The organism is Psychrobacter sp. 16-MNA-CIBAN-0192 (genome assembly GCF_040309565.1).
Lineage (GTDB): Bacteria > Pseudomonadota > Gammaproteobacteria > Pseudomonadales > Moraxellaceae > Psychrobacter.
The window spans coordinates 117,225-140,898 of the sequence record NZ_JBEOOX010000003.1; the positions used below are offsets into that span (position 1 = coordinate 117,225).

19 protein-coding genes are annotated in these 23,674 nt (G+C 42.3%); 3 read left to right on the top strand and 16 right to left on the bottom strand.

The window, feature by feature from the left end:
• Window positions 1-255: 255 nt before the first annotated feature.
• Window positions 256-450, bottom strand: a complete 195-nt coding sequence (locus AAEY78_RS03920) for an NF038104 family lipoprotein (protein ID WP_352337491.1) — start codon at window positions 448-450, stop codon at window positions 256-258.
• Between the two features lie 130 nt (window positions 451-580).
• On the opposite strand from AAEY78_RS03920, the gene AAEY78_RS03925 reads away from it, so the two are divergent.
• Window positions 581-1,753 carry a JmjC domain-containing protein gene (locus AAEY78_RS03925; protein WP_352337493.1) on the top strand — a complete coding sequence of 391 codons (1,173 nt, stop codon included), beginning with the start codon at window positions 581-583 and terminating at the stop codon, window positions 1,751-1,753.
• Between the two features lie 141 nt (window positions 1,754-1,894).
• Here AAEY78_RS03925 and AAEY78_RS03930 read toward each other — a convergent pair whose 3' ends face one another.
• Window positions 1,895-3,313, bottom strand: coding sequence for an SLC13 family permease (locus AAEY78_RS03930; protein ID WP_352337494.1), 1,419 nt, complete (start codon window positions 3,311-3,313; stop codon window positions 1,895-1,897).
• 343 nt (window positions 3,314-3,656) lie between these two features.
• Between AAEY78_RS03930 and AAEY78_RS03935 the strand changes: the two genes are divergently transcribed.
• Complete coding sequence (locus AAEY78_RS03935; protein WP_352337496.1) at window positions 3,657-3,821, top strand: hypothetical protein; 165 nt, start codon at window positions 3,657-3,659, stop codon at window positions 3,819-3,821.
• A 72-nt stretch (window positions 3,822-3,893) separates the two neighbouring features.
• Here AAEY78_RS03935 and AAEY78_RS03940 read toward each other — a convergent pair whose 3' ends face one another.
• Both AAEY78_RS03940 and AAEY78_RS03945 read right to left on the bottom strand, forming a co-directional pair.
• Window positions 3,894-4,589 carry a YoaK family protein gene (locus AAEY78_RS03940; RefSeq protein ID WP_352337497.1) on the bottom strand — a complete coding sequence of 232 codons (696 nt, stop codon included), beginning with the start codon at window positions 4,587-4,589 and terminating at the stop codon, window positions 3,894-3,896.
• A 217-nt stretch (window positions 4,590-4,806) separates the two neighbouring features.
• On the bottom strand, window positions 4,807-5,625 hold the full coding sequence (locus AAEY78_RS03945; protein WP_352337499.1) for an enoyl-ACP reductase FabI: 819 nt from the start codon (window positions 5,623-5,625) through the stop codon (window positions 4,807-4,809).
• A 352-nt stretch (window positions 5,626-5,977) separates the two neighbouring features.
• On the opposite strand from AAEY78_RS03945, the gene folE reads away from it, so the two are divergent.
• Window positions 5,978-6,574 carry a GTP cyclohydrolase I FolE gene (folE, locus tag AAEY78_RS03950; RefSeq protein ID WP_259365095.1) on the top strand — a complete coding sequence of 199 codons (597 nt, stop codon included), beginning with the start codon at window positions 5,978-5,980 and terminating at the stop codon, window positions 6,572-6,574.
• Window positions 6,575-6,713: 139 nt separating this feature from the next.
• Here folE and AAEY78_RS03955 read toward each other — a convergent pair whose 3' ends face one another.
• The 12 genes from AAEY78_RS03955 to AAEY78_RS04010 all read right to left on the bottom strand — a co-directional run bounded on the left by AAEY78_RS03955 (window position 6,714) and on the right by AAEY78_RS04010 (window position 23,650).
• Entirely contained in the window at window positions 6,714-8,459 is a 1,746-nt protein-coding gene (locus tag AAEY78_RS03955; RefSeq protein ID WP_352337501.1) for a histidine kinase dimerization/phospho-acceptor domain-containing protein, read from the bottom strand.
• 58 nt (window positions 8,460-8,517) lie between these two features.
• Window positions 8,518-9,183 carry a response regulator gene (locus AAEY78_RS03960; protein ID WP_352337503.1) on the bottom strand — a complete coding sequence of 222 codons (666 nt, stop codon included), beginning with the start codon at window positions 9,181-9,183 and terminating at the stop codon, window positions 8,518-8,520.
• Window positions 9,184-9,333: 150 nt separating this feature from the next.
• The gene (locus AAEY78_RS03965) at window positions 9,334-9,912 is read right to left on the bottom strand and encodes a PepSY domain-containing protein (protein WP_352337505.1); all 579 of its coding nucleotides are present in this window, start codon (window positions 9,910-9,912) and stop codon (window positions 9,334-9,336) included.
• A 230-nt stretch (window positions 9,913-10,142) separates the two neighbouring features.
• Window positions 10,143-11,819: an ABC transporter ATP-binding protein gene (locus AAEY78_RS03970; protein ID WP_352337506.1), complete on the bottom strand. Its 1,677-nt coding sequence runs from the start codon at window positions 11,817-11,819 to the stop codon at window positions 10,143-10,145.
• A 1-nt stretch (window position 11,820) separates the two neighbouring features.
• On the bottom strand, window positions 11,821-12,861 hold the full coding sequence (locus AAEY78_RS03975) for an ABC transporter permease (RefSeq protein WP_352337717.1): 1,041 nt from the start codon (window positions 12,859-12,861) through the stop codon (window positions 11,821-11,823).
• A 47-nt stretch (window positions 12,862-12,908) separates the two neighbouring features.
• On the bottom strand, window positions 12,909-13,976 hold the full coding sequence (gene yejB / locus AAEY78_RS03980; protein ID WP_352337507.1) for a microcin C ABC transporter permease YejB: 1,068 nt from the start codon (window positions 13,974-13,976) through the stop codon (window positions 12,909-12,911).
• A gap of 53 nt (window positions 13,977-14,029) precedes the next feature.
• Window positions 14,030-14,809, bottom strand: coding sequence for a hydroxyacylglutathione hydrolase (gloB, locus tag AAEY78_RS03985; RefSeq protein ID WP_352337508.1), 780 nt, complete (start codon window positions 14,807-14,809; stop codon window positions 14,030-14,032).
• A gap of 154 nt (window positions 14,810-14,963) precedes the next feature.
• Window positions 14,964-16,799, bottom strand: a complete 1,836-nt coding sequence (locus AAEY78_RS03990; RefSeq protein WP_352337510.1) for an extracellular solute-binding protein — start codon at window positions 16,797-16,799, stop codon at window positions 14,964-14,966.
• Between the two features lie 263 nt (window positions 16,800-17,062).
• Window positions 17,063-18,175, bottom strand: a complete 1,113-nt coding sequence (locus tag AAEY78_RS03995) for a muramidase family protein (protein ID WP_352337511.1) — start codon at window positions 18,173-18,175, stop codon at window positions 17,063-17,065.
• Window positions 18,176-18,349: 174 nt separating this feature from the next.
• The gene (gene serC / locus AAEY78_RS04000; protein ID WP_352337512.1) at window positions 18,350-19,459 is read right to left on the bottom strand and encodes a 3-phosphoserine/phosphohydroxythreonine transaminase; all 1,110 of its coding nucleotides are present in this window, start codon (window positions 19,457-19,459) and stop codon (window positions 18,350-18,352) included.
• 261 nt (window positions 19,460-19,720) lie between these two features.
• Entirely contained in the window at window positions 19,721-20,509 is a 789-nt protein-coding gene (locus AAEY78_RS04005) for a hypothetical protein (RefSeq protein ID WP_352337514.1), read from the bottom strand.
• Between the two features lie 180 nt (window positions 20,510-20,689).
• Window positions 20,690-23,650, bottom strand: a complete 2,961-nt coding sequence (locus AAEY78_RS04010; RefSeq protein WP_352337516.1) for a M48 family metalloprotease — start codon at window positions 23,648-23,650, stop codon at window positions 20,690-20,692.
• Window positions 23,651-23,674: the final 24 nt, after the last annotated feature.

Here is a 23,674-nt window from a genome sequence, read left to right on the forward strand (position 1 = left end):
AATAACAAGCTTTAAGTTACCTAGTATTTAATAGATTTTAAGGTGTTTTACTTTTAATTTAATCATGAAAAATCATAATATGTTGAGGGTTTAGAAGCATAACGAGTAGCATTGAATAGGTAATGTCTAGTCAATTATTTAGCCGATTGTATGCTACTGTCCAGCTTGTTATACTGCCTACCCTATTTAACCTTCTTCACTATCTGCCCTTATTCATTGGCTAGGCTGTTATTTAAAATCACCGTTGAATAACGTTTATTTTTTCTTTTTATCTTCTTTATCGTCATCACTATCGCCCGGAATAATGGCTTTAGTTACGGCAACGGTGCCTTTAACCACGCCTTTGGTGGTTTTATAAGCCACTTTGACGGGTACAGTAACGAGTTTGTGCACGCACGCTTGTAGTAAAAACATACTGGCAAGTATGGCGATAATAGATAGTTTTTTCATAATAATCCTAGAAGCTTTAAGAGGTGTTGATGACAGTCATCAGTTAGGTGTCATCATAAACCAATAACCGTTACCTATAAAGCCATCCTTATTATTAATCTTATATTCATCTAACCCTACGAGTTTATTTATGAGTTCTATACCGCTTTGTTTACCAAGCTCAATCACGCCTGAGCAATTTTTAAGCGAATATTGGCAAAAAAAGCCATTGCTGATTAAGCAAGGCTTACCACAGTTAATCGGTATGTTTGAACCAGAAGATATTTTAGGTTTGGCAATAGATGAAGATGCTACTGCAAGACTGCTAACTCAAGCTACGAGCAAGCAAGACGGTCAACCGCAATGGCAGCTTAAAAAAAGCCCACTTACTGAAGCAGATTTTGATAACTTACCTGAGCAATGGTCAGTATTAGTACAGAATCTTGAGCAGTGGTCGCCAGAACTTGGCGCGTTATGGCAAGCGCTTGATTTTATCCCGCAATGGCAGCGCGATGATATTATGGTCTCTTACGCGCCAAAAGGTGGCTCAGTTGGCAAGCATTATGACGATTATGATGTGTTTTTAGCGCAAGGTTTTGGCTCTAGACGCTGGCAATTGGGCAAGTTTTGTGATGAGCAAACCGAATTTGTCGCTGACGAACCGATACGTTTGTTTGATGATATGGGCGAGATTATTTTTGATGAAATCTTGGAAGCTGGTGATGTGCTGTATTTACCACCAAAGTTAGCGCATTTTGGTGTGGCGCAAGACGATTGCTTGACCTTCTCATTTGGCTGTCGCCGTCCAAATTTAATGCAAATCATCGATAGCTTAACGGATGTGGCGACCAATGACAGCGCTTTATTTATACCCATGTTATTGCCACAAGCTGTGCAAGCGTCAGGTGAATTAAAGACTGACAGCATTGAAGCAATTAAAGCGCAGTTATTGCAATTGCTGCAATCTGAGCGCGGTGACACGATTATCCGTCAAGCCGTGTCCGAGGTAGTCAGCAAACGCCAATATGATGTACTTGTGCCAGAAGATACGACAACGACTGATGAGATGATATCTGCATTGGCAACTGGCGCGACGCTACAAGCCGATTATAGCAATCGCTTGTTATACACTCAAACTCCTGATGGCATTACCCTATATGCCAATGGTCAGCGTTTAGATGATTTGCATGAAACATCGATAGCACTACTCGTACGCTTAGCTAATGGCGAGCATTTGACCCTTGATGATTTAGAAGGGATTGATCCTGATGAGGTAATGGAGTGGTTAGAGAATGGTTGGATATGGGTTAATTATCCTGAGTAAATTCTAATAACTTTAGCTTTATCTAACATTCATTAAAAAACCGATTGTTGAACATGTTCAACAATCGGTTTTTTGTACGGTATTCTTAGCCAATACAAGCTCACTGCTAATAGACTAAAGCGAATATCACTTTTAAAACACTTAAATTAAGAAGAAATAAGCCCACAGTCCCACAATAACGGTAGCGATAATATTAAGAATGACCCCAACCCGTATCATCTCTGTTTGCTTAATCAGACCTGTACCAAACACAATCGCATTAGGCGGCGTAGCAACTGGCAACATAAAGGCACATGACGCACCAATACCAATAATTAACACGAGCACCTCATGCGGTAAGCCCATTTGCTCAGCAATCGCAGCAAAAACTGGTACGAGTAGCGCGGCTGATGCCGTATTAGAAGCAAATTCCGTTAAGAAAATAATAAATGCCGATACTGCTATCATAACTAAAATAAGCGGTGCAGTAGCTAACGCATTGGCTACTGTTTGACCCAATACTAATGAGGCACCTGATACCTTTAGAATCGTTGACAGCGCAATACCACCGCCAAACAACATAAGAACACCCCAGTCAGTATTATCAGATACTTGCTTCCAAGAAACCAACCCTAAGCTCACCACTGCAGCGGCTGCCGATAACGCCACAATGGCATCGGTATCGGCAATATCCAGCGCTGTACCGATTTTTTTGGAAAATATCCAGCTTAGTGCGGTAACGATAAATACTGTAATGGTCACTACACGCGGCTTATTCCAAGGAATAGGCGCTTCTTCATTAAAGACCACGATACGATTCAGATTGGGCTTCAAAAATAGATACATAGCGCCCAATAATAATGGCAATAACACCAGCATCATCGGTACCCCAAACTTCATCCAATCAACGAAGGTAATATTCAAAGCTTTAGCCGCAATCGCATTTGGCGGTGAGCCGACAATCGTACCTAATCCGCCAAGACTTGCAGAATAAGCGATTCCCAATAAGACAAACACAAAAGTACCGCGATCATTTTTACGGTCTACCTGCGTTAAAATACCGAGCGCTAATGGCAGCATCATCGCTGCGGTTGCCGTGTTCGATATCCACATTGACAAAAATGCCGTGACCCCAAAGATTAAAAATACCGCCGTACTCAGCTTACCCCCTGATAACGACAATATTTTAATAGCAATCTTTCTATCTAGCTGCTGCACATGTAAGGCAGCAGCCAAAGCAAAACCACCAAAAAACAAATAAATAGTCGGATTGGCAAAGCTTTGCAAGCCTACTTCGGCATTAAATTCTGGTATACCAATGAGCGTACCAACCACTACCACCAGTAGCGCAGTAATGGTGACATGCACCGCTTCAGTGAGCCACAGTACCCCAATAAAAAACAGCATCGCCAACCCTTTATTGGCATTGATATCAAATGGCAATACATTGTAGATAATCATACTGATAACCGCAGCGATAGCCACCACTATCAGACCCTTGCCCGTACCCTTTGGAAAGGTATCGGTAAATAAATACTCATTACCATCTTTTGGCAGATGGCTGTCTAATTGCTCTGACATAAAACCCCCTTTGTATCCAAAAATAAAATCAAACTGCCCTAATCATTAAGAGACATCAATCATTAAAATATATCAATCATTAAGATACATCTTAATACAAGCCGGCAATTGTTACGTAATTAATAGTTACGTGATTCTACTCCATTAATAATACAAATTGAATTGTTTTACTAGGTAAAAAGTAATTAGTTATATAAAATAATAGATAGGCAGTTACACATCAATACTAAATGCACTGTATATGTCTCTGTACAAGCAAAAATATTTCTCTCATACTCTAAAGGTTAACTGATTGTTATTGAAAAAACTTTCATGAAATTCTGATAATAAGTAGGAGCACATTATGCCAAACTCTAATAAAACTGATGAAACCACTAAAATGGCACCGAAAGATATCAATCAAGATGGATTGCCCAAAAAAGACCAACAGCGTACCGATGAGTGCGCTCTTGATATGATGAAAGGCTTGCATGACCATGAAAATCATGATGAAGAAGATGAGAAGTAAGGAATTCCTACTTTTTTAATAACTTATATAAAGTTTTCTAAATAAAGAATATCTGAGATAAAAAAGCGCTTATCATTTTGGTAAGCGCTTTTTTCTGGGTTGGCGTCGTTCTGGTAGACTGCCTGATGCGTGGTTATATAAGAATGCCGCTATTAATACAATGGTAATGGGTACAAACAAAGCACCATAACCAACTCTGGCATATAAAAAAGCACCAACAACCCCGCCAGCGCAAAAACAATACCAAATAATGGCTTGAAAGCCGAGTGTGGGCTTACTAATAGGGCGTCCTGCCAGCCAATTGCCAATGGTTGCGCCCATATCTGAGGTCAATCCGGTCAAATGCGTGGTACGAATGACCGCGCCGCTATACGTTGCCACCATTGCATTTTGCAATCCACAAGCCATTGCGGCAGTTAATTGCCCAAGATAGTCATGCTCTTTATATAAAAAATAGCTGATAAGTAACAGCGCTGCTTCAATATAAAGCGCACGACCATAACGCCTACCCAGCTTGAGCGACTTTTGCCCAATAATAAAGCCACTTAAGATTGCACCCAGCAAAAATGATAATAACGATGCACCAATATAAAGTATGCTGTGTCCGTCAAAATGTGCCACAGCAGCGGCAAATAAGCTTACGTTACCCGTGACATGCGACACGGATAAATTAGTAAAGCCCATTAATGCTGCCGTATTCACACAGCCTGCGCTAAATGCCAATATTGCACCGCCCCAAAATATCCATTTGGGAAGTTTGGTAATCATAGTCGCTGCCTATGCCATTAAAACCTTTATTATTAAGAACGTTAAAAAACAGAATTTCTAAAACTGAAAACGCTATTATACGCTGATGCAGCTCATAACTGGCAGCAAAAAAAAGGCAGCCCAAAGGCTACCTTTTTATAATGAATAACGCACTGCTATCGACATGTTGCTATTAATACACAGTTTCTGTCAGTTAGCACCATATCCTAATTAAGTACTACTTCTGCTTAGGCGTTTCTACATCCATCATCATCAACTGCTCGCTAATAGCAACGGTATTAAACCCAGCATCAACAAACATAATCTCACCTGTAATACCAGATGCCCATGGTGACAATAAGAAGAGTGCCGCATTACCGACTTCCATTTGAGTAATATTACGCTGTAGTGGAGAGATTTTTTCACTGATATCCAGCATTTTGCGGAATGACTTAATACCACTTGCCGCTAATGTACGAATAGGACCGGCTGAGATAGCGTTCACACGAATTCCCTCACCGCCCATCGACGTCGCTAAATAACGGACACTTGCCTCTAAGCTGGCTTTTGCCATACCCATCACATTATAGTTTGGTAAGACCGAAATACTGCCTTCATAAGTCAAGGTCAACATAGAACCGTGACGCATGGCTAATAATTCGCGCGCTTCTTTAGCAAGGGCAACAAAGCTATAGCTTGAGATATCATGAGCAATCTGGCTGCCTTCACGGGTGATCGCTGAAGTAAAGTCGCCATCTAACTGATCCATCGGTGCAAAGCCAATAGCATGTACCACACCATCAATACCGTCGCCCCAATGCGCCGTCACTTGCTCAAAACAGGCTTTGATGGACTCATCCGATGCCACATCACACTCAAGTACCAAGTCAGCTTCAAAATGCTCTGCTGCCATATCTACCCGTTTTTTAATTTTATCATTAGGATAGGTTAATATTAATGAGGCACCTTCGCGATGCAAAGCTTCAGCAATTGCCCAAGCAATAGAGAGTTTACTGGCGATGCCGGTCACGACAAAGCGTTGTCCTTGAAGTAGCATAATATTTCCTTGTGAGAAGTTTAAAGCAGGTATTTATGGTGAATAACAGCAGTCTACTATGAATAAAATCTATCTACTACTGACATAATCTGAGCCTAAAAAGCTGTCTCATTATACACGAAACAAATTAAGTAAACACTCGTAAACTATTATCGCTTATTAATAGATAGCGACATTAGATGAGGGATAAAACCCAAGGTATTAGGGATAGCAGTGTTAAGTTGCCCCTTTTTCAAGTATAATCTTACCCCTTCCAAGCTTGCACGGTTTTATATAAATCCTTTACAACCGTTGTTTGTAAACAAGGATTTAGCGTTAAGCGATACCCACATTTTGGATGGCTGCCAAACTTATGAGTAACACCCCAATCATAGCAACAGATTATCAAGAAAGCATAGAGTCTTATCGCCAATTAATCGGCTCAACCGGTGAAGATTTAGAGCGCGCTGGTCTTATAGATACCCCAACACGTGCGGCTAAAGCTTTTGCCCATTTGACGCGCGGTTATTGCCAAGATTTAGACGAAGTGGTGAACGATGCCCTGTTTCCATCGACCAATCGTGAGTTGGTGTTGGTACAAAACATCGAATTTTACTCGTTATGTGAGCATCATTTACTACCATTTCATGGCGTTGCCCACATTGGTTATTTGCCAAACGGGCAAGTTTTAGGCTTATCTAAATTTGCGCGTATCGTAAATATGTTTGCCTGTCGTTTGCAAGTGCAAGAAAACTTAAGCGAACAAGTGGCGCAAACAATTATGGATGTAACAGGCTGCCGCGGCGTTGCGGTGGTCATGGATGCCGCGCATATGTGTATGATGATGCGCGGTATTAACAAGCAACATTCAACCACGCGTACGACCGCAATGCTTGGTGAATATGTCCATGATAACCAAGCGCGTAATGAGTTTTTGAGTGCCATTCCGAAGCGTCAACCTGCATTTTAATATTTAACACGCACTTACTAGTTATCAGTGTAGAAATTTAGATTCAAAAAAGGACGCAGCAGCGTCCTTTTTTATGTTAAGTATTTATAAATTAATAAATTTTATAGCATATGAACACTATTGTTATTTTCACTCGTGTTTAAAACAGTAAGGTAACACAAAGTCCTGAAGGCTGTTGATTGGGGGCTGCTGTTAAAGTAGACACACTCATAAAGACATCAATATTTGCCTGCTGACAAATGGTCTTAACAATAGATAGCCCTAGCCCTGTCCCTTCTATTTCACTACTTTCATCTATGCTACTTTCTTTTGCTGTCCTATTATCTGTATCTGTGACAGTAATTTTTGCCTCATCATCTTTTGCTAAGCTGGATTTTGCAACGCTGTCTGAGCGCGCGGTATCAGTCGATCTTTCCGTTATACTATCTGCATTTGATACTATTTGACTTAACCGAACAAAGGGCTCAAAGACGCTGTCATAATCAGTAGCAGCAATACCCGCCCCCGAATCCATGATTTGTAATACTAGCCTGCTAGCACCTTCACCCGTTAATTTATCAGACTTTCCTGAGTGAATAACCTGCGTACCAAAGTTCGCATAAGGGTTTAATGCAGTAGTTTCTAACGCATCGATAGGCTTAGGAAGATAAAATAATCTAATAGCCACTTGTCCGTTATTTGGGGTATACACAATGGCATTTTGAACAAGATTTTTAATAAGCATTAATAACACAGTTTCTTCTATAGCCACCTTGCCATCGCCAAATTGCGCATCAGTCTCTAACTGTACGCTCAGTGCTATGTTTTTATGATCAGCAATAGGAATCAATAATCCAATGACCTGCTCTATGACTTCATTGACGGCAACTGACGTATGCTCAGCTTGATTAATCATGGTCATATTGCCAGCACGGGCAAGCGTCAGTAGCTGCTCGACCAGTTGCTGATTACGCTTTAGGCGAATAGCAAGCTTTGTTAATCCTTCCGCCATCACCTCATCTTTATTAATGCGTTGCAAGCGTTGCAGTTGTAAGGAAACGGCAGTCAATGGCGAGCGCAACTCATGCGCGGCATCAGCAATAAAACGCTGCTGACGCTCGATACTAATTTTTACTAAGGCTAATAGACGGTTTAACGACTCTGCTAATGGTAAGAGCTCTGTCGGCAAATTGTTGATAGATAAAGGACTGAGATCACTTTCTTGACGGTTATTAATCTCGCTATGCAGCTGGCGTACAGGTTTGAGCATCCGCCACATGATAAAGGGTAGCAACAGCATCAAAAACGCCATGGCAATAAGTAATGGTAAAAAGGCTTGCATAGCATTGGCTTCAGCCAAATCTTCTTGAAACTCAGTACGCTGACGTACGATGATGACACGACTCTCATGGTCACTGCGATAAACGCGCCATTTTTTATCATCTATCGTTTGGGTACTGATACCTGCTGGTATTAACGCAAGATTTTTTAAACTAATATCATCAGAGCTGATATTGTTAACATCGATATTGGTGTTTTTAAGAGTGCCATTATCGGGCTCTTTATTGCGCTTTGTCTTATTCTTTTGCGGTGATTTATCTGTTTTTGCTGATGTCCATGCCTTGTTAAGTACATCGACGGTGATACTGCCTTCATCCTCATCGGTTTCAAAATGGATTTTCTTCTTCTTTTGAAGCGGACTAGCGTCAGAGTCTTTAATATCAATTGTTTGTTCAAGTAAGGCTGACATACTTTTAAGATTATCGTCTTGAAAGTCATTAAAATCCTCATAACTGTACCAAAACCCATAGCCACCGGCGACTATTGCTAACAATAATAGCGTTAGCACTGACCAAAAAATCAGCTGAAACTGCATGGATTTAAAGGGTTGGCGGACAGGCAGCATGGCAGGACTCTTTAAAAATAAATAATAGCAAGCAACTTCAATAAATAGGAAAAGCGTACTAAACGTTGCTATTACTAATATACCAACCCAGCCCGCGGACATTTTTAATTCTTTGTTGTCCGATTTTTTTTCTAAGACTGTGAATTAAAAACTCAACGGCATTACTTTCAACCTCGCCGCCCCAGCCATAAAGAGAGTCTTCCAGCTCGGTTTTGGACATGACCTTTTCAGGCGAGAGCATAAAAACGGTAAGCAACATATATTCTTTAGCCGTCAAATCAACAGGACTATCATCCATAAGTACGCGCTTGTGCGTGGTATCAAGTTGTACATTACCGACAATAAGCACATTGTCCGCCTGCCCCTGCGCACGGCGAATCAGCACTCGCATCCGCGCGAACACTTCCCCCAGCTCAAAAGGCTTGACCACATAATCATCTGCGCCCGAATCTAGCCCTGCTATTCTATCTTTGACCTCATCACGGGCAGTAATAATCAAGACAGGCGTTTTAATATGCGCATGGCGAATAGCATTTAATACGCCCATGCCATCAATCTCAGGCAAGCCTAAATCCAGTAAAATAATATCGTAAGGCTGTACTTTGAGGGTCAAAATAGCTTGGCGACCATCTTTGACCCAGTCGACAATATATGCCTCATCTTGTAATGCATCACTCAGACTCTCGCCAATCATCTCATCATCTTCGACCAGTAACACTCGCATCAGACAGCCTTATTGTTATCGCCTATTATTATAGATAGGATACGTCCAGCAAGTATACCGCTTCCCACGTTACGTATTAACAATTATATATATCAAAATCTAGATAAAATTTTATGCGCGTTATCATTACTATTTGAAGATTAGTTAATATTAAGCTGCCTTATCAGTGACCTTTATAGGATTAGTGATCAGCGCGCCAGTTAAACTGTCAACCACCATCTTATGTAATCGCGCGTCTTGAACCACTTTAACCTTATAAACAGATTTACCATTGTCACCATCAAACTCTGCTTCGACAACAGTCCCACTAATGGTTTGTTTTGCCTGCTCAAGCGCCTGTGTAAGACTTACGTTCGCCTGTTTCATGGCACTATATTCTGCTGAACCTTTAGTCTTTAAAGCTTTTTGCTTAATGGTTATTACATTACCGGTATTGGCGTCGATGTTAACTTCATGCGCGATACCTTGTGCAATAATACTAATTTCATATTTACCATTAGCCCGCTCATTACTGGGCTCAAACTCAGCCTCAATCACATCGCCTTTAACCCTATTGTTAGCAACTACCAAGGCTTGTTCAAGCGTAATTTTCTCTTTTGTCGTGACTATGGTGGCGGCTGGTAAGGTAGCGATGGGCGTCGTTTGCCCGATGGTACTAGCCGTATTACCAATACCGGCAGCGTGAAGGACTATAAGGAATAAGTGGCTGAGCATGGTTAGAGTGGACATAAGTAACACTATCTCTTTTTTGTTTTTTGGTCACAGCGCTCATCAATTATGAATCGCTGGGGTGATGATTCCATCATACAAAACTAGACATAGGAGAAACTTAGCGTGGCGCTAAGTTTATATGCGCGAGGAAAATTTAATATAAACACTGAACACTTGATATCAGTATTTAGTAAGTTTAGTTAAATTAAACTGACTTAAAATAATTTAGAACGAGCTAAAAAGTCAATCTATATCATGCCTGCTTGCAATAAGCGCTGTGCATAAGGATGCTGAGGCTGATTGAAAACATCCTCAGTAGCGCCCGATTCAATACAGATGCCGTCTTTAAGTATCATAATGTGCTGACATAATGCACGGACGACTTTTAAATCATGGCTGATAAATACATAGCTGATGTTTAATTTTTGTTGAATTTCACGGAGTAAATTAACCACTGTCACTTGTGTAGTGCTGTCAAGCGCCGAGGTTGGCTCATCTAAAATTAGCAAGCGCGGCTGCATGACGAGGGCGCGCGCCAGTGCTACGCGCTGACGTTGACCACCAGATAATTCATGTGGATAACGCTCTATAAAATCGGCAGGAAGGTGTACGGTCTGTAAGCTATCCAATACGGCTTGAGTGCGCGTTGCCTTATCGACCCCTTGTACCAACAAACCTTCTTCGATAATTTGCATCACGGTCATGCGCGGATTGATACTGGCAAACGGGTCTTGAAAGACCATCTGAATTTGCGCGCGGAATTGACGCAGTGCTGTTTTAGACAGTTTGGTAATGTCCTGACCATTTACCAGTACTTGCCCGCTAATACGTGCTTGATTGGTCAAAAGCTGGCTCAGTGCCAGCGCAATCGTTGTCTTACCGGAGCCTGATTCGCCAATAATGCCCAATGCTTGACCCGTGTATAGACGCATATCAATATCGGTTACCGCATCAAACCAGCGCTTGGTCGTACCAAACAGGCTTTTTTCTATAGGCAATTGTACTTGTAGATTGCTTACGGCTAATACAGGCGCTTGCTGTTTGGATGTAACATCTTCTTTACTCAGCGCCTGCCCAAAGTCTTGATTCATCAGCGTGCGGGTATATTCTGCTTGCGGACGATTAAAAACTTCTGACGTCGCGCCTTGCTCAATGGTCTGCCCTTGACGCAATACGATAATCGTATCGCTATAGCGCTTGACGAGATTTAAGTCGTGGCTGATGAGCATCATTGCCATATTGCGTTCACGCTTGAGGCTATCAAGCAGCGCCAAAATCTCATGCTGTAAAGTCACATCGAGCGCGGTAGTTGGTTCATCAGCGATTAAAATATCCGGCTGCTGCGCCAATGCCATGGCAATCATCACACGCTGACGTTGACCGCCCGACAGCTCATGTGGATAACGGGATAATTTATCTTCTGCATTACTAATATTAACGTCATTTAATAGCGCGATTGTTTGCGCGCGCCACTGTTTTTTTGGGATTCCATGTAGACGTAGAGATTCGGCAATTTGCTTTTCGACAGTGTGAAGCGGATTAAGCGCGGTCATCGGCTCTTGAAAGACCATGCCAATACGTTGCCCACGAATCATACGCAGCGAGCGATTACGAGCGCTACTATTTGTAATCGGTAAATTACCAACACCTGCAAGCGTTACTTCGCCATTAATCGTCAAATTATCCGGCAACAGTCCTAATAAGGCTAAGCTAGCAATGGATTTTCCTGAGCCGGACTCACCCACTACCGCCAGCGTCTGCCCCTGTTTTAGCTCATAGGATAAATTATCCACCAATACCGCACCTGCTTGCGTGGTAATACTCAGATTAGCTACCGTCAATATCGGGTCTGTATTCAATGTTTTATCAACAGCATTATTTACGGACTTATCAGTCTCTATATTATTAAGTTTTGACGTGATCATATTAAGAGCGCCTCGGGTCAAATGCATCGCGTAGCGCTTCGCCAATAAAAATAAGCAGTGATAATACTAAGGTTAAACTAAAGAATCCGGATAACGCCAGCCACGGTGCGTCGAGATTGTTTTTACCTTGTACCATCAGCTCCCCTAAAGATGGCGAGCCGGGCGGCAAACCATACCCTAAAAAATCAAGCGATGTTAGGGCAATAATATTGGCGGTAAGAATAAAAGGCAGCTGCGATAAGCTTGATGCTAAAGCATTGGGTAAAATATGGCGTAACATAATCTGACTATCCGATACGCCCAAATTGCGCGCCGCACGGACATAATCAAAATTACGCGCTCGTAAAAACTCTGCTCGCACCAATCCCACCAAGCCCATCCAACCAAACAATAACATCATGGCAAACAATACCGTAATGCTGGGGCTAAATAGACTGACCAAAATGATAATCATAAACAGCTGCGGCATTCCGCCCCACACTTCCATAAACCGCTGTCCGGCTAAATCCACCCAGCCCCCATAATAGCCTTGAATCGCACCGGCAATAATACCAATCAGCGCCCCAGCTATCGTCAATGCTAAGCCAAATAATAACGATACCCGCAGCCCGTACAAAATACGCGCCATCACATCACGCCCCATATCATCGGTGCCCAGCCAGTTTTGGCGATTGGGTGCAGCGGGATACGGCAGACCTAGCTCAACGTTAGGCGTTTGATCGGCAAAGGGAATGGGCGGCATCACATAATAGCCCTGCGTATTGATAAGTTGTTGCACGGCAGGGTCTTTATAGTTGGCTTCGGTCTCAAAAATACCGCCAAACACCGTTTCTGGATAAGCCTTTAGCACTGGGAAATAATAATCACCGTCATACTGCACCAGCAACGGCTTGTCATTAGCAATCACATTCGCTGCCATACACACCGCAAAAACCAGTGCAAAAACAATCAGCGAGATTACACCCAAGCGATTGTGCCGAAAACGCTTTAAGCGTGCTTGCCATATCGGATTTAATCGGCTCTTTTTAGCGGTCGTTAGCATTGATTTTGGAGGTTGGTTTAGTGGATACGTTGGCTGAGTATTTGACATTAGCGACCCTCAAAATCAATACGTGGATCAATCAGGTGATAAGTTAAATCACTAATCAGCTGTAACAATAAACCAAGTAACGTAAAAATAAACAACGTGCCAAATATCACCGGATAATCGCGCTGCTGAATTGCCTCAAAGCCTAATAAGCCAAGCCCATCGAGTTTAAAAATAATCTCAATAAGGAAGTTACCGGCAAAAAATATACCAATAATCGCCGCAGGAATACCAGCAATAATAATCAACATCGCATTACGGAACACATGACCATATAACACTTGGCGCTCATTCAACCCTTTAGCGCGCGCCGTCAGTACATACTGCTTACCGAGTTCTTCTAAAAAGCTAAACTTGGTTAAATAAGTCAAACCCGCAAAGCCGCCCACGGTACTTGCCAACAGTGGTAGCGCCAAATGCCAAAAATAATCTTTAATCTTACCAAACACTGATAATTGGTCAAAATTCTCAGAGGTCAGTCCTTGTAGCGGAAACAGATGCCAATAGCTACCACCCGCAAAAAACACCAGTAAGATTACCGCAAAGACAAAGACTGGAATCGCATGCCCAACCGCTAACAGCATCGCCGTAGCTTTGTCCATTGCTGAGCCATGATGCATTGCCTTATAAATGCCTAGTGGTATGGCAATTAGGTAAATAAGCAAGGTACTCCACAGCCCTAGTGAGATAGACACCGGTAGTTTTTCGATGATTAAATCGGTTACCGACTGCCCTTTAAAAAACGACTCACCAAAATCTAGGCGCACATAATTTTTTAGCATCAGCCAAAAGCGTTCAGGCGCAGATTTATCAAAGCCATATTGCTTATTGATTGCCGCAACCATCTCATCAGACAAGCCGCGTGTCCCTTGATACGTACTATTACCACCGGCGCTGCCCGCCCCAACGCCAACATTAACGGCATCGTATTTTGCACTTTGTTCAATCATTGCCAATTGCTGCTCAACAGGACCACCGGGCGCGGCCTGCACAATGACAAAATTTGCAAGCAGGATTAAAAATAGTGTCGGCAATATCAGTAATAACCTTTTTAAGATATAACGACCCATAATGGCAGCTTCCTAGCAAGCAAAAATAAAAAAATTAATATAAAAGCTATGACTTAAAAATCATTTTTAAGCGAGCGTAGAGCGGTAAATACGGTTAACGGCTTATCATCGGCAAGTGCCAATTGCGCCTTAACGCCACTAATAACACTGAGCATATCTGTCCGTAAAAACACGTTAACACTACGCTCATGCTCAAGCGTTACGGGCAACGTGGGGATACCTGCTTCTGTTTTTTCAGTCGCTTGTTGCAGCGCTTGCGCCATAACAGTATTGTCAGGCTCAATCGATAGCCCAAAACGCATATTACTGGCAGTGTACTCATGCGCCGGATACAGTAGCGTCTCTAGAGGTAAGCCGTTTAAACGCTTAAAGCTGTCATATAACTGCTCAATCGTGCCAGTAAATACTCGACCGCAGCCACCACTAAATAAGGTATCGCCACAAAAACAATGCTTGCGCCCGTCGATATCTAAAATATATGCGACGTGACTTGCCGTATGACCCGGAATATCCCAGACTTGTGCATTGCAACCCCAAGCACTCACCTTGCTGCCGTCTTTAATCGTTTGGTCTTGCTCCACATTATGCTCACTATGCGCCACCACATGAGTCATCGGAAAATACTCTTGCAGCTCAGCGACACCGCCAATATGGTCATGATGATGATGCGTCGTCCAAATCGCGGTTAGCTCCAACCCTTCTGCTTCTAGATAGGCAATCACTGGTGCTGCTTGACCCGGATCAATCACAATGGCTTGTTTATTATTCTCATTAATCAGGGTCCAAATGTAATTGTCTGTAAAGGCTTTAATCGGCTGGATATGAATACTCATATTAAATCCTTAGCTTAAGGTAGCTTTTTTGGTTTTGTTAAATCGTTTGGTTAGTTCTTCAACGTCGTTAATAAAAAATAAAATGGATGTTTAATTACAATAAGTGCTTAATTAAAATAGGTACTTAATAAGAAATGATAAATAATCGTCTTATTTACTGACGCAAATATTTATTAACATGGGCTTCTGCCGCCTTATCCACCCACCAATAATCAATCCCGACCGCATTGGTAGGCAAATTCTTAGCATGGCGATATTGATTCCAATAAGCAACTCTAGTGGCTGACTTTCCGTACAGCGGCACCAGATAATGTCCAGCGCGCAGCAAACGGTCAAGAACATGAGTGTATAGCACAATCTCGTCTCGACTTTTAGCGTCACTAAGTTTAGTAATAACGCTATCAATGGCGGCATTTTTAATCCCAATACTATTATTGTTGCCCGGCTCATTAGCGGCACTACTGCCCCAAAATGCCGCTTGCTCCGTCCCTGGAGATAAGCTTTGCGCGAACACATCAACCGTCATATCATAATCAAAACTGCGCATCCGTTCATAATACTGCGGTCCATCGACTTCGCGTAATACAGGATCAAAGCCTAAACGTTTCAAATTACGAGCATAAGCTAATAAGACCCGATCGAAAATATCGCTATTTATTAATATCTCGATTTTGGCACGCGTACCATCCGGCTGATACAATTTCATATCTTGATAATAAAATCCGGCAGCCAATAACAACTGCCGTGCTTGAAGTAACCCTTCACGGTTAAAGCCACCACCATCCGTAACCGGCAGTTGCCATTCATCTAGCACCGCTTGGCGCTGTAGCGGTTCAAGCTTCGGCAATAAAGGCGTGATTATCTGCATCTCAGCAGCCGATGGCGTACCTATTGCTGCAAGCTCCGAGCCATGGAAAAAGCTTTGCAAACGCTCATACTGACCATGAAAAAGGGTTTTATTCATCCATTCAAAATCATAAGCCGCGGTTAAAGCTTGGCGAACGCGAATATCTTGAAAAATCGGTCGGCGCATATTCATGACCAACCCTTGCATGGGCACAGGATTTTTACTGGCTATCGACTCTTTCTTAACCAGCCCAGCTTTTACCGCAGGGAAATTATAAGCCGTTGCCCAATTTGAGGCTTTATTTTCGGGGCGAAAGCGATACTGTCCGGATTTAAAACCCTCAAAAGCAATCTCATCGCTTTGATAATAGACATATTTAATCTTATCGAAATTATAACGTCCTCGATTGACCATGAGCTCACGTCCCCAATAATTGGGATCGCGCACATAGGTGACCGAGCGTCCAACATCAACACGCCCAAGCTGATAAGGACCACTGCCCATCAACGGCGTCAGGCTTATTTTTTCAAAATTAGCATCAATAGAAGTCTTAGCAAAAATAGGAAACTGACCGACCGTCAGCAGTATTTCTTTATTATCACTTGAGGCAAAGATAAATTTTACCCGCTGCTTATCAAGGGTGTTAACCGCTTTAATGTCGCTCAAATAGCTGCGGATAAACATAGGTCCCTTGGTTAATAACGCCTCATAAGTTGCCTTAACATCAGCGCTTGTGACTGGCGACCCATCCCAAAAACGCGCGGCAGGATTGATATGATAGACAATCCAGCTGGTATCTTCAGGGTCATAAGTGACACGCGTTGCCAGCTGCGGATACATGGTAAAGGCTTCATTTAACGAGCCGGTCATCAAGGTATCATATAGATAATCGGTGCCAATCATCGCCACGCCCGTGGTCATCCATTTATTGGCGGCATTAAAAGTACCGCGCGCATCAAGCGATAACGTGCCACCTGCTGGCGCTTGCGGATTGGCATAAGGCATAAAAGGCGCGTTCACATACTCAGCGTTACTGTTATGACCAAGCGCACGAGTAGTAATGGGTGCTGCCACAGCAATAGATGCCCAGCCAAACGCTAGACTGAGAACTACGGCAGTTGCTAAAGTGTTTTTTATGGGCATTGTGGTGATAACTGACCTGTCGTTAACAATGAGAATAAAATCATAAAGACAATATACAAAAATTTATCATACCAAACTTCGCTTTTTTAACCTAATGCTTTACCTAAATCAGGTTCTGTTGACGATTTTTGATGAAAAAAAACGCCACTACTTTGGCGGCGTTTTTACTGTAGTCTCTGTTATAAGCAATCAAGTAAGACTCTGTTCACTGCCTTACAATTGGTTCATTAATGTACTGCATTTATTAATGCCTTGTTAACTAATTACTTAGGGGTGTTTGGCACCATCAATACTTGACCTACCTGTAGAGGAAGGTAATGCTTAATATTACTTAAATTGGCAATGGTCATAAAGTCGGTTTTATATTTGGTTGCGATACCTATTAACGTGTCACCCGCTTTTACCGTATATTTGATTGGCGCTACTGTTTTTAAGGGTGCGCTTTTCTCAGAAGTGCTACTCACTGCTGCTTTTTTCGTTGCTGAATTATCGGCTGGCAGCAGCATTAAAGAGCGACCAAAATATAAAGTATCCGTCACTTTCATATCGTTGGCTTGCGCTAATTGATTCACATCCAGCTGATACAATTCAGCGATTTTTGTTAACGTTTCACCATATTTTACGATATGACTTTTAATATTTTTATTAATGTCTTTTTTATTATCTGTATTGGTACTGGCTGTATTGGTACTCGCTTTCTTGCTATCAGTCATGACTGAGCTGGCGGCAGCTAGGCTTGTTTTCGGTGGTGATTTCACGGTGGCACTTACAGGCATAAGGGTTGGTTTAGATATGACTGGTACAGCAGTGGTTATAGATGTGGCGGCTGAGGCGGCTGAGATAGGCACCGTGACAGCAATGTTGCTGCTACCCTCAAGACTGCGCAAAGAGGGCGCTGACTCAGCTTCTTCTGACGTTTTAATTTCTGTAGCTGGTATAACTGCAATGGCTTTTTTGCTAGGAATGATCAACGTACTGCCAATGAGCAATCCTGATTGCGGGGTCAGCTTGTTAACACGAGCCAACTCAACCAAGTCTACATTGTATTTTTTGGACAAGCCGGTTAAAGAGTCCCCTATTTCCACTTTATGTAGGTTATGAGCGCTCTCTTTGCTCGGTATTTGCAATAACTGACCAGCCATTATGTCAGTTACTTTCAAACCATTTGTATCAATAAGCGCAGTTTGTGAGACATTATAATGAATCGCAATACTACTTAATGTTTCACCTGATTCTACAAGATGCTGAGTTGCTGCATTAGCTGGACTGAAGATTAAGGCTCCCATTAATAACGCCGCACCTCCCAAAGCTGAATTTTTCTTAAAACTAAAGGTGGCAATTGCACATTGCATAACATTTGTCGCTGACTTTTTCACAGCTATCCCCTTAACATTAATATCTAATTAAATAAATTTAACAAAAAAAACGTTAGCAGAGCGTTAAAAAAGACGATGTCAGCAGATGACTAATATCAACATATTAGTCATCCTTTAGTGCGTGCAAACAACAAGCTTACGTGTATAAGCGTAGCATACAAGAATCTGTATTTTTTACCCGTGTCGTTGCTCAAAGCCTTTCATAAAGTCTACCAATAGCTGCACCCACTCAATGGGCACAGCATTGTAAATACTCGCACGCATACCGCCAACATCGCGGTGACCTTTTAGATTCAGTAATCCCGCCTGTTCTGACTCCTCCAAGAACACCTTATCAAGACTGCTATCCGCTAGAGTAAACGGCACATTCATGATAGAGCGATGTTTAGGAGCAACAGGATTGTTATAAAATGCACTATTATCAATGGTATCGTACAATAGTGCTGCTTTTTGCTGATTGATTTTACCAATTGCAGCAATACCGCCCTGCTCCTCTAACCAATCAAAAACCAAGCCCGCCAAATACCAAGAATACGTCGCTGGCGTGTTGGACATCGACTCTTTATCTACTTGATGTTCATAATTAAGCAGCATGGGGCACCAGTCATTAGCACGTCCTAATAAATCCTCACGAATAATGACAATCACCAAGCCTGCAGGACCAATATTCTTTTGTGCACCCGCGTAAATCATACCGAATTTAGACACATCAATCGGCTGTGACAAAATACAGGACGACATATCGACAATGATAGGTGCATCGACTTGTGGTGGCTCAAATATTTGCAAACCATGAATGGTTTCATTGGCACAATAATGAAAATAAGCAGCATCGGCGCTGATATTCCACTCACTTTGCACAGGCACATCCGTAAAGTTGGACTCTTTTCCCGTTGCAACCACGTTAATCTCACCCAAACCGAGTGCAGCATAACGTTGTGCTTCTTTTACAGCTTTGCCCGACCATGCCCCTGTGGTTAAATAATCTGCATGCCCACCATTTAATAAATTCAGCGGAATAGCAGAAAACTGCAAGCTTGCGCCCCCTTGCAAAAACAGAACTTTATAGTTATCAGGTATTTCCATCAATGCGCGCAGTTTGGTTTCAGCTTTTTGGGTAACTTCCACATAATCTGTACTACGGTGGCTCATCTCCATGATTGATAAGCCGCGACCTTCCCAATCCAGCAACTCTTGTTGGGCACGCTCTAGTACAGGGGTCGGAATAGTGGCGGGACCTGCACAGAAATTTGGTAAGCGACGGGACAATATTTTATTTGACATCGTTATAATCCTAAAGACGGGTTAATATAAATCACAGCATCTTAAGGAGCAGAAAATAACAACCTTAAGTTACCATAATTTGAATAAAAGATAAATTTATTTATAAACAAATGTTAATAAATATATATATTTTACTTTAAAAATATTTAAAATGACTTTATAGAGCTTACTTTAATCGTTTATTATTACTCTAGCAAACTTTTGATTGATCACTTTTTGATTGAGCGCGCAGTTTCAGCTTTATTCGCACATAAGCGTTTATTACTCATGCAACTGTAACCACAAACTGCGTTTTAAACTGGCATCGCGCAGCATCGCATCCAATTTAGGCACGCTGATGAAATTAGGATGACTCAGCCCACTGGATAAGTCAGTCAGCACAGCGACGTGTATATCTTCTTGTCTACCAAGTTTAAAAATATACCCTGCAAGGCTAGCATTGGCAAGCTCAGTCGTCTCCATGCCAGCGCAAATAGGGAATGAGCTGGTCTCACAAGAGAGCGATAACGCTTGGGTAATATTCTGCCATAATTTTTGGCTGTCACGGGTTAAGGCTTGGATATCGACCAATAATACCCAGTTGCCATAACATCCACCTTGCAAATCAAACGGCGCAACGGTTGCTTGATCGTCACATGCTTTTTGGTTATCAACTGCATCTACTGACTGCTTTGCTATTGATGAGCTGTGAGACAGCGTGTCAATATTGTACGTTTTTTCTACCGGTTCATAAGGCTGTATCTCATCTTTAAGAGCAACCGGACTTTGGGACGAAGTGGGTACGGAACTCTCTAAAATCGCTTCATTAGAAGACAAAACAGGTGCGTTATATAAAGGTGCTGAAAGCTCAGTGGCTGCTAATTCAACACTTAAACCATGAATATCTGTCTCTAGGTTATGACTGACCGTAGATTCTGGCAGCGCAATATCTGCCATATTTAGCGTTGGCGAGTCTGTCTGCACCCAGAGCGGTATACCCATCATCGCCAATATTTGGCGTTGTTGAATTTGCCGCTGTTGTAGCATTATATTGTCTTGAACATCACTCATCGGGGTACATTATCCTACTGATTTATTACATCTTGATTCACGCAGCTTGATTCACGCAGCTTAATTCACGCAGCTTAATTCACGCAGCTTAATTCATGCAGCTTAATTCATGCAGCTTAAGTGATACAATTTTATCATGCGTAACATAAAAACTTTACATTTCTATAGCAATCTATATGGTCAGTCAAATAACTGACGGACACCCAGCCAATGCGCGGCTAATAAGCTTAAACAATCATATTCATTTTGACTAATAATGGTGTCATGTAACATGACTGTGTGCAAAGTGCTTAACCACAATCGATAATCATTATAAGCTATCTGATTGCTACTTAATGGTCTGTTATTTGAACTGCAACGAATAGATACTGCTGTTAGCGGGCTCTGCTTTGGATTAACGGTTTGCGGTAGTATCTCATTAATAAGTGCAAGCAGCTGAATACTGTTAAGACGTTGACTGGTAAATAACAGCCATTGTAAGTTGGCATCGCTTACTGTTGATACATCAGCATTAATCAAGCGGGCATGACGCCTTAGGCTTTTAATATGCATAAACTGCTCTATAAAAAAAGGCTCATCTAAATGTCTTCTGGGCTGATGCTCAACGCTTGTATCTTTTGCAAGCCGATAGGAAAATACAACCAACATGGTGCGTTTATTAGTCGTTAATCCTGAAAAAATACTCCCAGATGGGTCAAGCTGAGCCATAATATCTGACCACCCCTTTTGCAAAACAGCAGCATAGCAACCATCATTTATAGGCTTACTATCATTTTTCTTATCAGCACCTTCATGATTTTCAATATAGTTTTCAATACAATTTTCAGCACTTAATATTTGCGATAATAAGGGCAGTAACTGTTGCAGATGTAGCGCCTGCCACAGGGATAGTATAGGCAACGTCTGATTATTCTTTGCCTCCACCTTTGCCTGTATAGCGGTCATGCTATGTTGATGACAAGTTAAGTCAGCAATTAATTGATGGTTGAACAATTGAATAAGCCCTTGCTGATAACGCAATAGCATCGTACGACATTTTTTTTGTTGCTGATAATGCTGTTTATCTTGAAAGCTGTGACTAATCAGGCTTTTCTGCTGTAGTCGTTCTATTCTCAGCTGTGATAAATCTTGTTTGCGTAACTGATTCAGGGCGATAGCAATTAACCCACTATCCAAACGTCTATCTAAAGTGGCGACTATTTCTAGCAACTTAGCGTCGATGATATGCGGTAATATTGATGGGTTACGTTTACCCTCCGTATTATTACCTGCATTCTCTGCTGCGTTACCTGATGTGGTCAACCCACACCAAATACCAGTAAGACCATAAGTAACAGCTGTCGATAAGGCATGACCTTGGTGACATAATAGTACGGCTTCAATGAGCGCCAATGCGCCTAGTGGATGATGGCTGTGATTAAGCAAATACTGCGGTAAAGTCACGTTCTGCATATCTGCCAGTTCTACAAGCTTATCAGCGGATAACTCATTATCAGGCAATGCTTGCCACGGTTTTAACAATTCCTGAGCAAACATACCCTCATCAGCGGCAACATCAACTTGCAAACGCCCATTCATAATCACATCAACTTCTTGTGTAAACAATAGCCCTTCTTCGTTCTGTTCTGAGTTTTGTTCTAAGTTCTGTTCTGGCTGCTTTAAACTAACGATTTTACTATTTTTAACGGAATCCTTATTATCAATACTGATATGAGCATCCCGTTCACCCCAATCACCACGTCGACGCTGCTCATATATTTCTGTTACTTTTTGCTGATTTAGCCGTTTGCGCCGCGCTATTTGTAACGCAAAGTTTTGATAAGCACTGGTATTAATCGCGCTCATACGTTCAGCCAAGCTCGGATGAGTGGCAAACCATGATACATCGCCTAAATCTGCACCACTACTGGCAAAAAAGAAATGACTAAGCCCATTAATATCGGCAGTCTCTGAGAGACGTGAACCCTGCGGATCTTGATGAATGGCTTTTAGCGTTTCCAAAATAGCCGGAGAGCGCGTGAGCTGTATACTGGTTGCATCCGCCAATAGTTCGCGCTCACGATTAAAGCTGTGCTTAATCAACTGCGCACTCGCCATACTCGAAAAGCTCAGACCGTGTACGATTAACGTCCAAATATTACGATGAGCGTGCGTAGAGCCACTCCTAGAGGTTAACAGGGATAAAGAATGGGTTGATAAAGCTCGATGCTGTATTTGGAATTGCGACTGAGACTGAGACTGAGACTGAGACTGCCAATAATCGACCCATTCGCTATGCGTGGTAAAATTCGCTGTCTGTGCCTCTCTACTGCGGGCTTTAGCATCAATCTCTCTTTGGGATAACGGTGTATTTCGACTAATCGCAGCATTAAAATAGCGGCTATTCCGTGAAGTGCTTTGAGCAGAAAGACTGTTGATAGAGTCGCTCCAATCATATAATAACTGCAGACCTGCCAGCAGCACCATTAGCTGCAAATTGAACGTCGCATCGCCATGCAAAATATGTCCATACTCATGCCCAATAAGACCATATAACGCCTCATCAGACAACTTATCGAGCGCCCCTTGGGTGACGACCATCACCATATCACTGCTGTGCCGACCTGCCACAAAGCCATTAATGCCTTGCTCATTTGGCAACACATACAATATCGGCATGCTCAATCCCGAAGCAATGGCTAATTGCTCAGCAAACTCATAATAGCGTCGATACACTTTTGGAAAGTCACGCTCATGACGCACAGCAATATGCTGCGAGGTATAACGTACAGGCATGACAGGTTCATGCCGATGCGCTATGCCCTGACTATGCTCCCAAGCATCCTGACTATTATCAATAAATAAGCGAATCGCTCCGACCCGCTGTGCAATGGCGCGTCCGCCTGCCTCTAGGCGGCGATACTCTAAAAAGCTACCACTAATAAAGCTAAATAGCGTCCAAACAATAACCAATACCAAAGCCCAATGGTAAATGCCACCAGTAAAAACGGTTAATAATAACGCCATAATACCTAGCGCTACTGCCATATGCGCCAAGACAATGAGCAAAAACAATCCATAGAGCAATAGACTGCGCCGCGTACGGGTGCGCTGTTCAGCAAAAAAATCTATGCGTTCATCTTGCTCAAACCCAGCCAACATTCACTCCAAAGCTTATCAGTCATT

Excerpts from the sequence above, each read along its gene's own strand:
- AAEY78_RS03920 (WP_352337491.1), bottom strand. The coding sequence starts at position 450 with ATGAAAAAACTATCTATTATCGCCATACTTGCCAGTATGTTTTTACTA.
- AAEY78_RS03925 (WP_352337493.1), top strand. The coding sequence starts at position 581 with ATGAGTTCTATACCGCTTTGTTTACCAAGCTCAATCACGCCTGAGCAA.
- AAEY78_RS03930 (WP_352337494.1), bottom strand. The coding sequence starts at position 3,313 with ATGTCAGAGCAATTAGACAGCCATCTGCCAAAAGATGGTAATGAGTAT.
- AAEY78_RS03935 (WP_352337496.1), top strand. The coding sequence starts at position 3,657 with ATGCCAAACTCTAATAAAACTGATGAAACCACTAAAATGGCACCGAAA.
- AAEY78_RS03940 (WP_352337497.1), bottom strand. The coding sequence starts at position 4,589 with ATGATTACCAAACTTCCCAAATGGATATTTTGGGGCGGTGCAATATTG.
- AAEY78_RS03945 (WP_352337499.1), bottom strand. The coding sequence starts at position 5,625 with ATGCTACTTCAAGGACAACGCTTTGTCGTGACCGGCATCGCCAGTAAA.
- folE (WP_259365095.1), top strand. The coding sequence starts at position 5,978 with ATGAGTAACACCCCAATCATAGCAACAGATTATCAAGAAAGCATAGAG.
- AAEY78_RS03955 (WP_352337501.1), bottom strand. The coding sequence starts at position 8,459 with ATGCTGCCTGTCCGCCAACCCTTTAAATCCATGCAGTTTCAGCTGATT.
- AAEY78_RS03960 (WP_352337503.1), bottom strand. The coding sequence starts at position 9,183 with ATGCGAGTGTTACTGGTCGAAGATGATGAGATGATTGGCGAGAGTCTG.
- AAEY78_RS03965 (WP_352337505.1), bottom strand. The coding sequence starts at position 9,912 with ATGTCCACTCTAACCATGCTCAGCCACTTATTCCTTATAGTCCTTCAC.
- AAEY78_RS03970 (WP_352337506.1), bottom strand. The coding sequence starts at position 11,819 with ATGATCACGTCAAAACTTAATAATATAGAGACTGATAAGTCCGTAAAT.
- AAEY78_RS03975 (WP_352337717.1), bottom strand. The coding sequence starts at position 12,861 with ATGCTAACGACCGCTAAAAAGAGCCGATTAAATCCGATATGGCAAGCA.
- yejB (WP_352337507.1), bottom strand. The coding sequence starts at position 13,976 with ATGGGTCGTTATATCTTAAAAAGGTTATTACTGATATTGCCGACACTA.
- gloB (WP_352337508.1), bottom strand. The coding sequence starts at position 14,809 with ATGAGTATTCATATCCAGCCGATTAAAGCCTTTACAGACAATTACATT.
- AAEY78_RS03990 (WP_352337510.1), bottom strand. The coding sequence starts at position 16,799 with ATGCCCATAAAAAACACTTTAGCAACTGCCGTAGTTCTCAGTCTAGCG.
- serC (WP_352337512.1), bottom strand. The coding sequence starts at position 19,459 with ATGTCAAATAAAATATTGTCCCGTCGCTTACCAAATTTCTGTGCAGGT.
- AAEY78_RS04005 (WP_352337514.1), bottom strand. The coding sequence starts at position 20,509 with ATGAGTGATGTTCAAGACAATATAATGCTACAACAGCGGCAAATTCAA.
- AAEY78_RS04010 (WP_352337516.1), bottom strand. The coding sequence starts at position 23,650 with ATGTTGGCTGGGTTTGAGCAAGATGAACGCATAGATTTTTTTGCTGAA.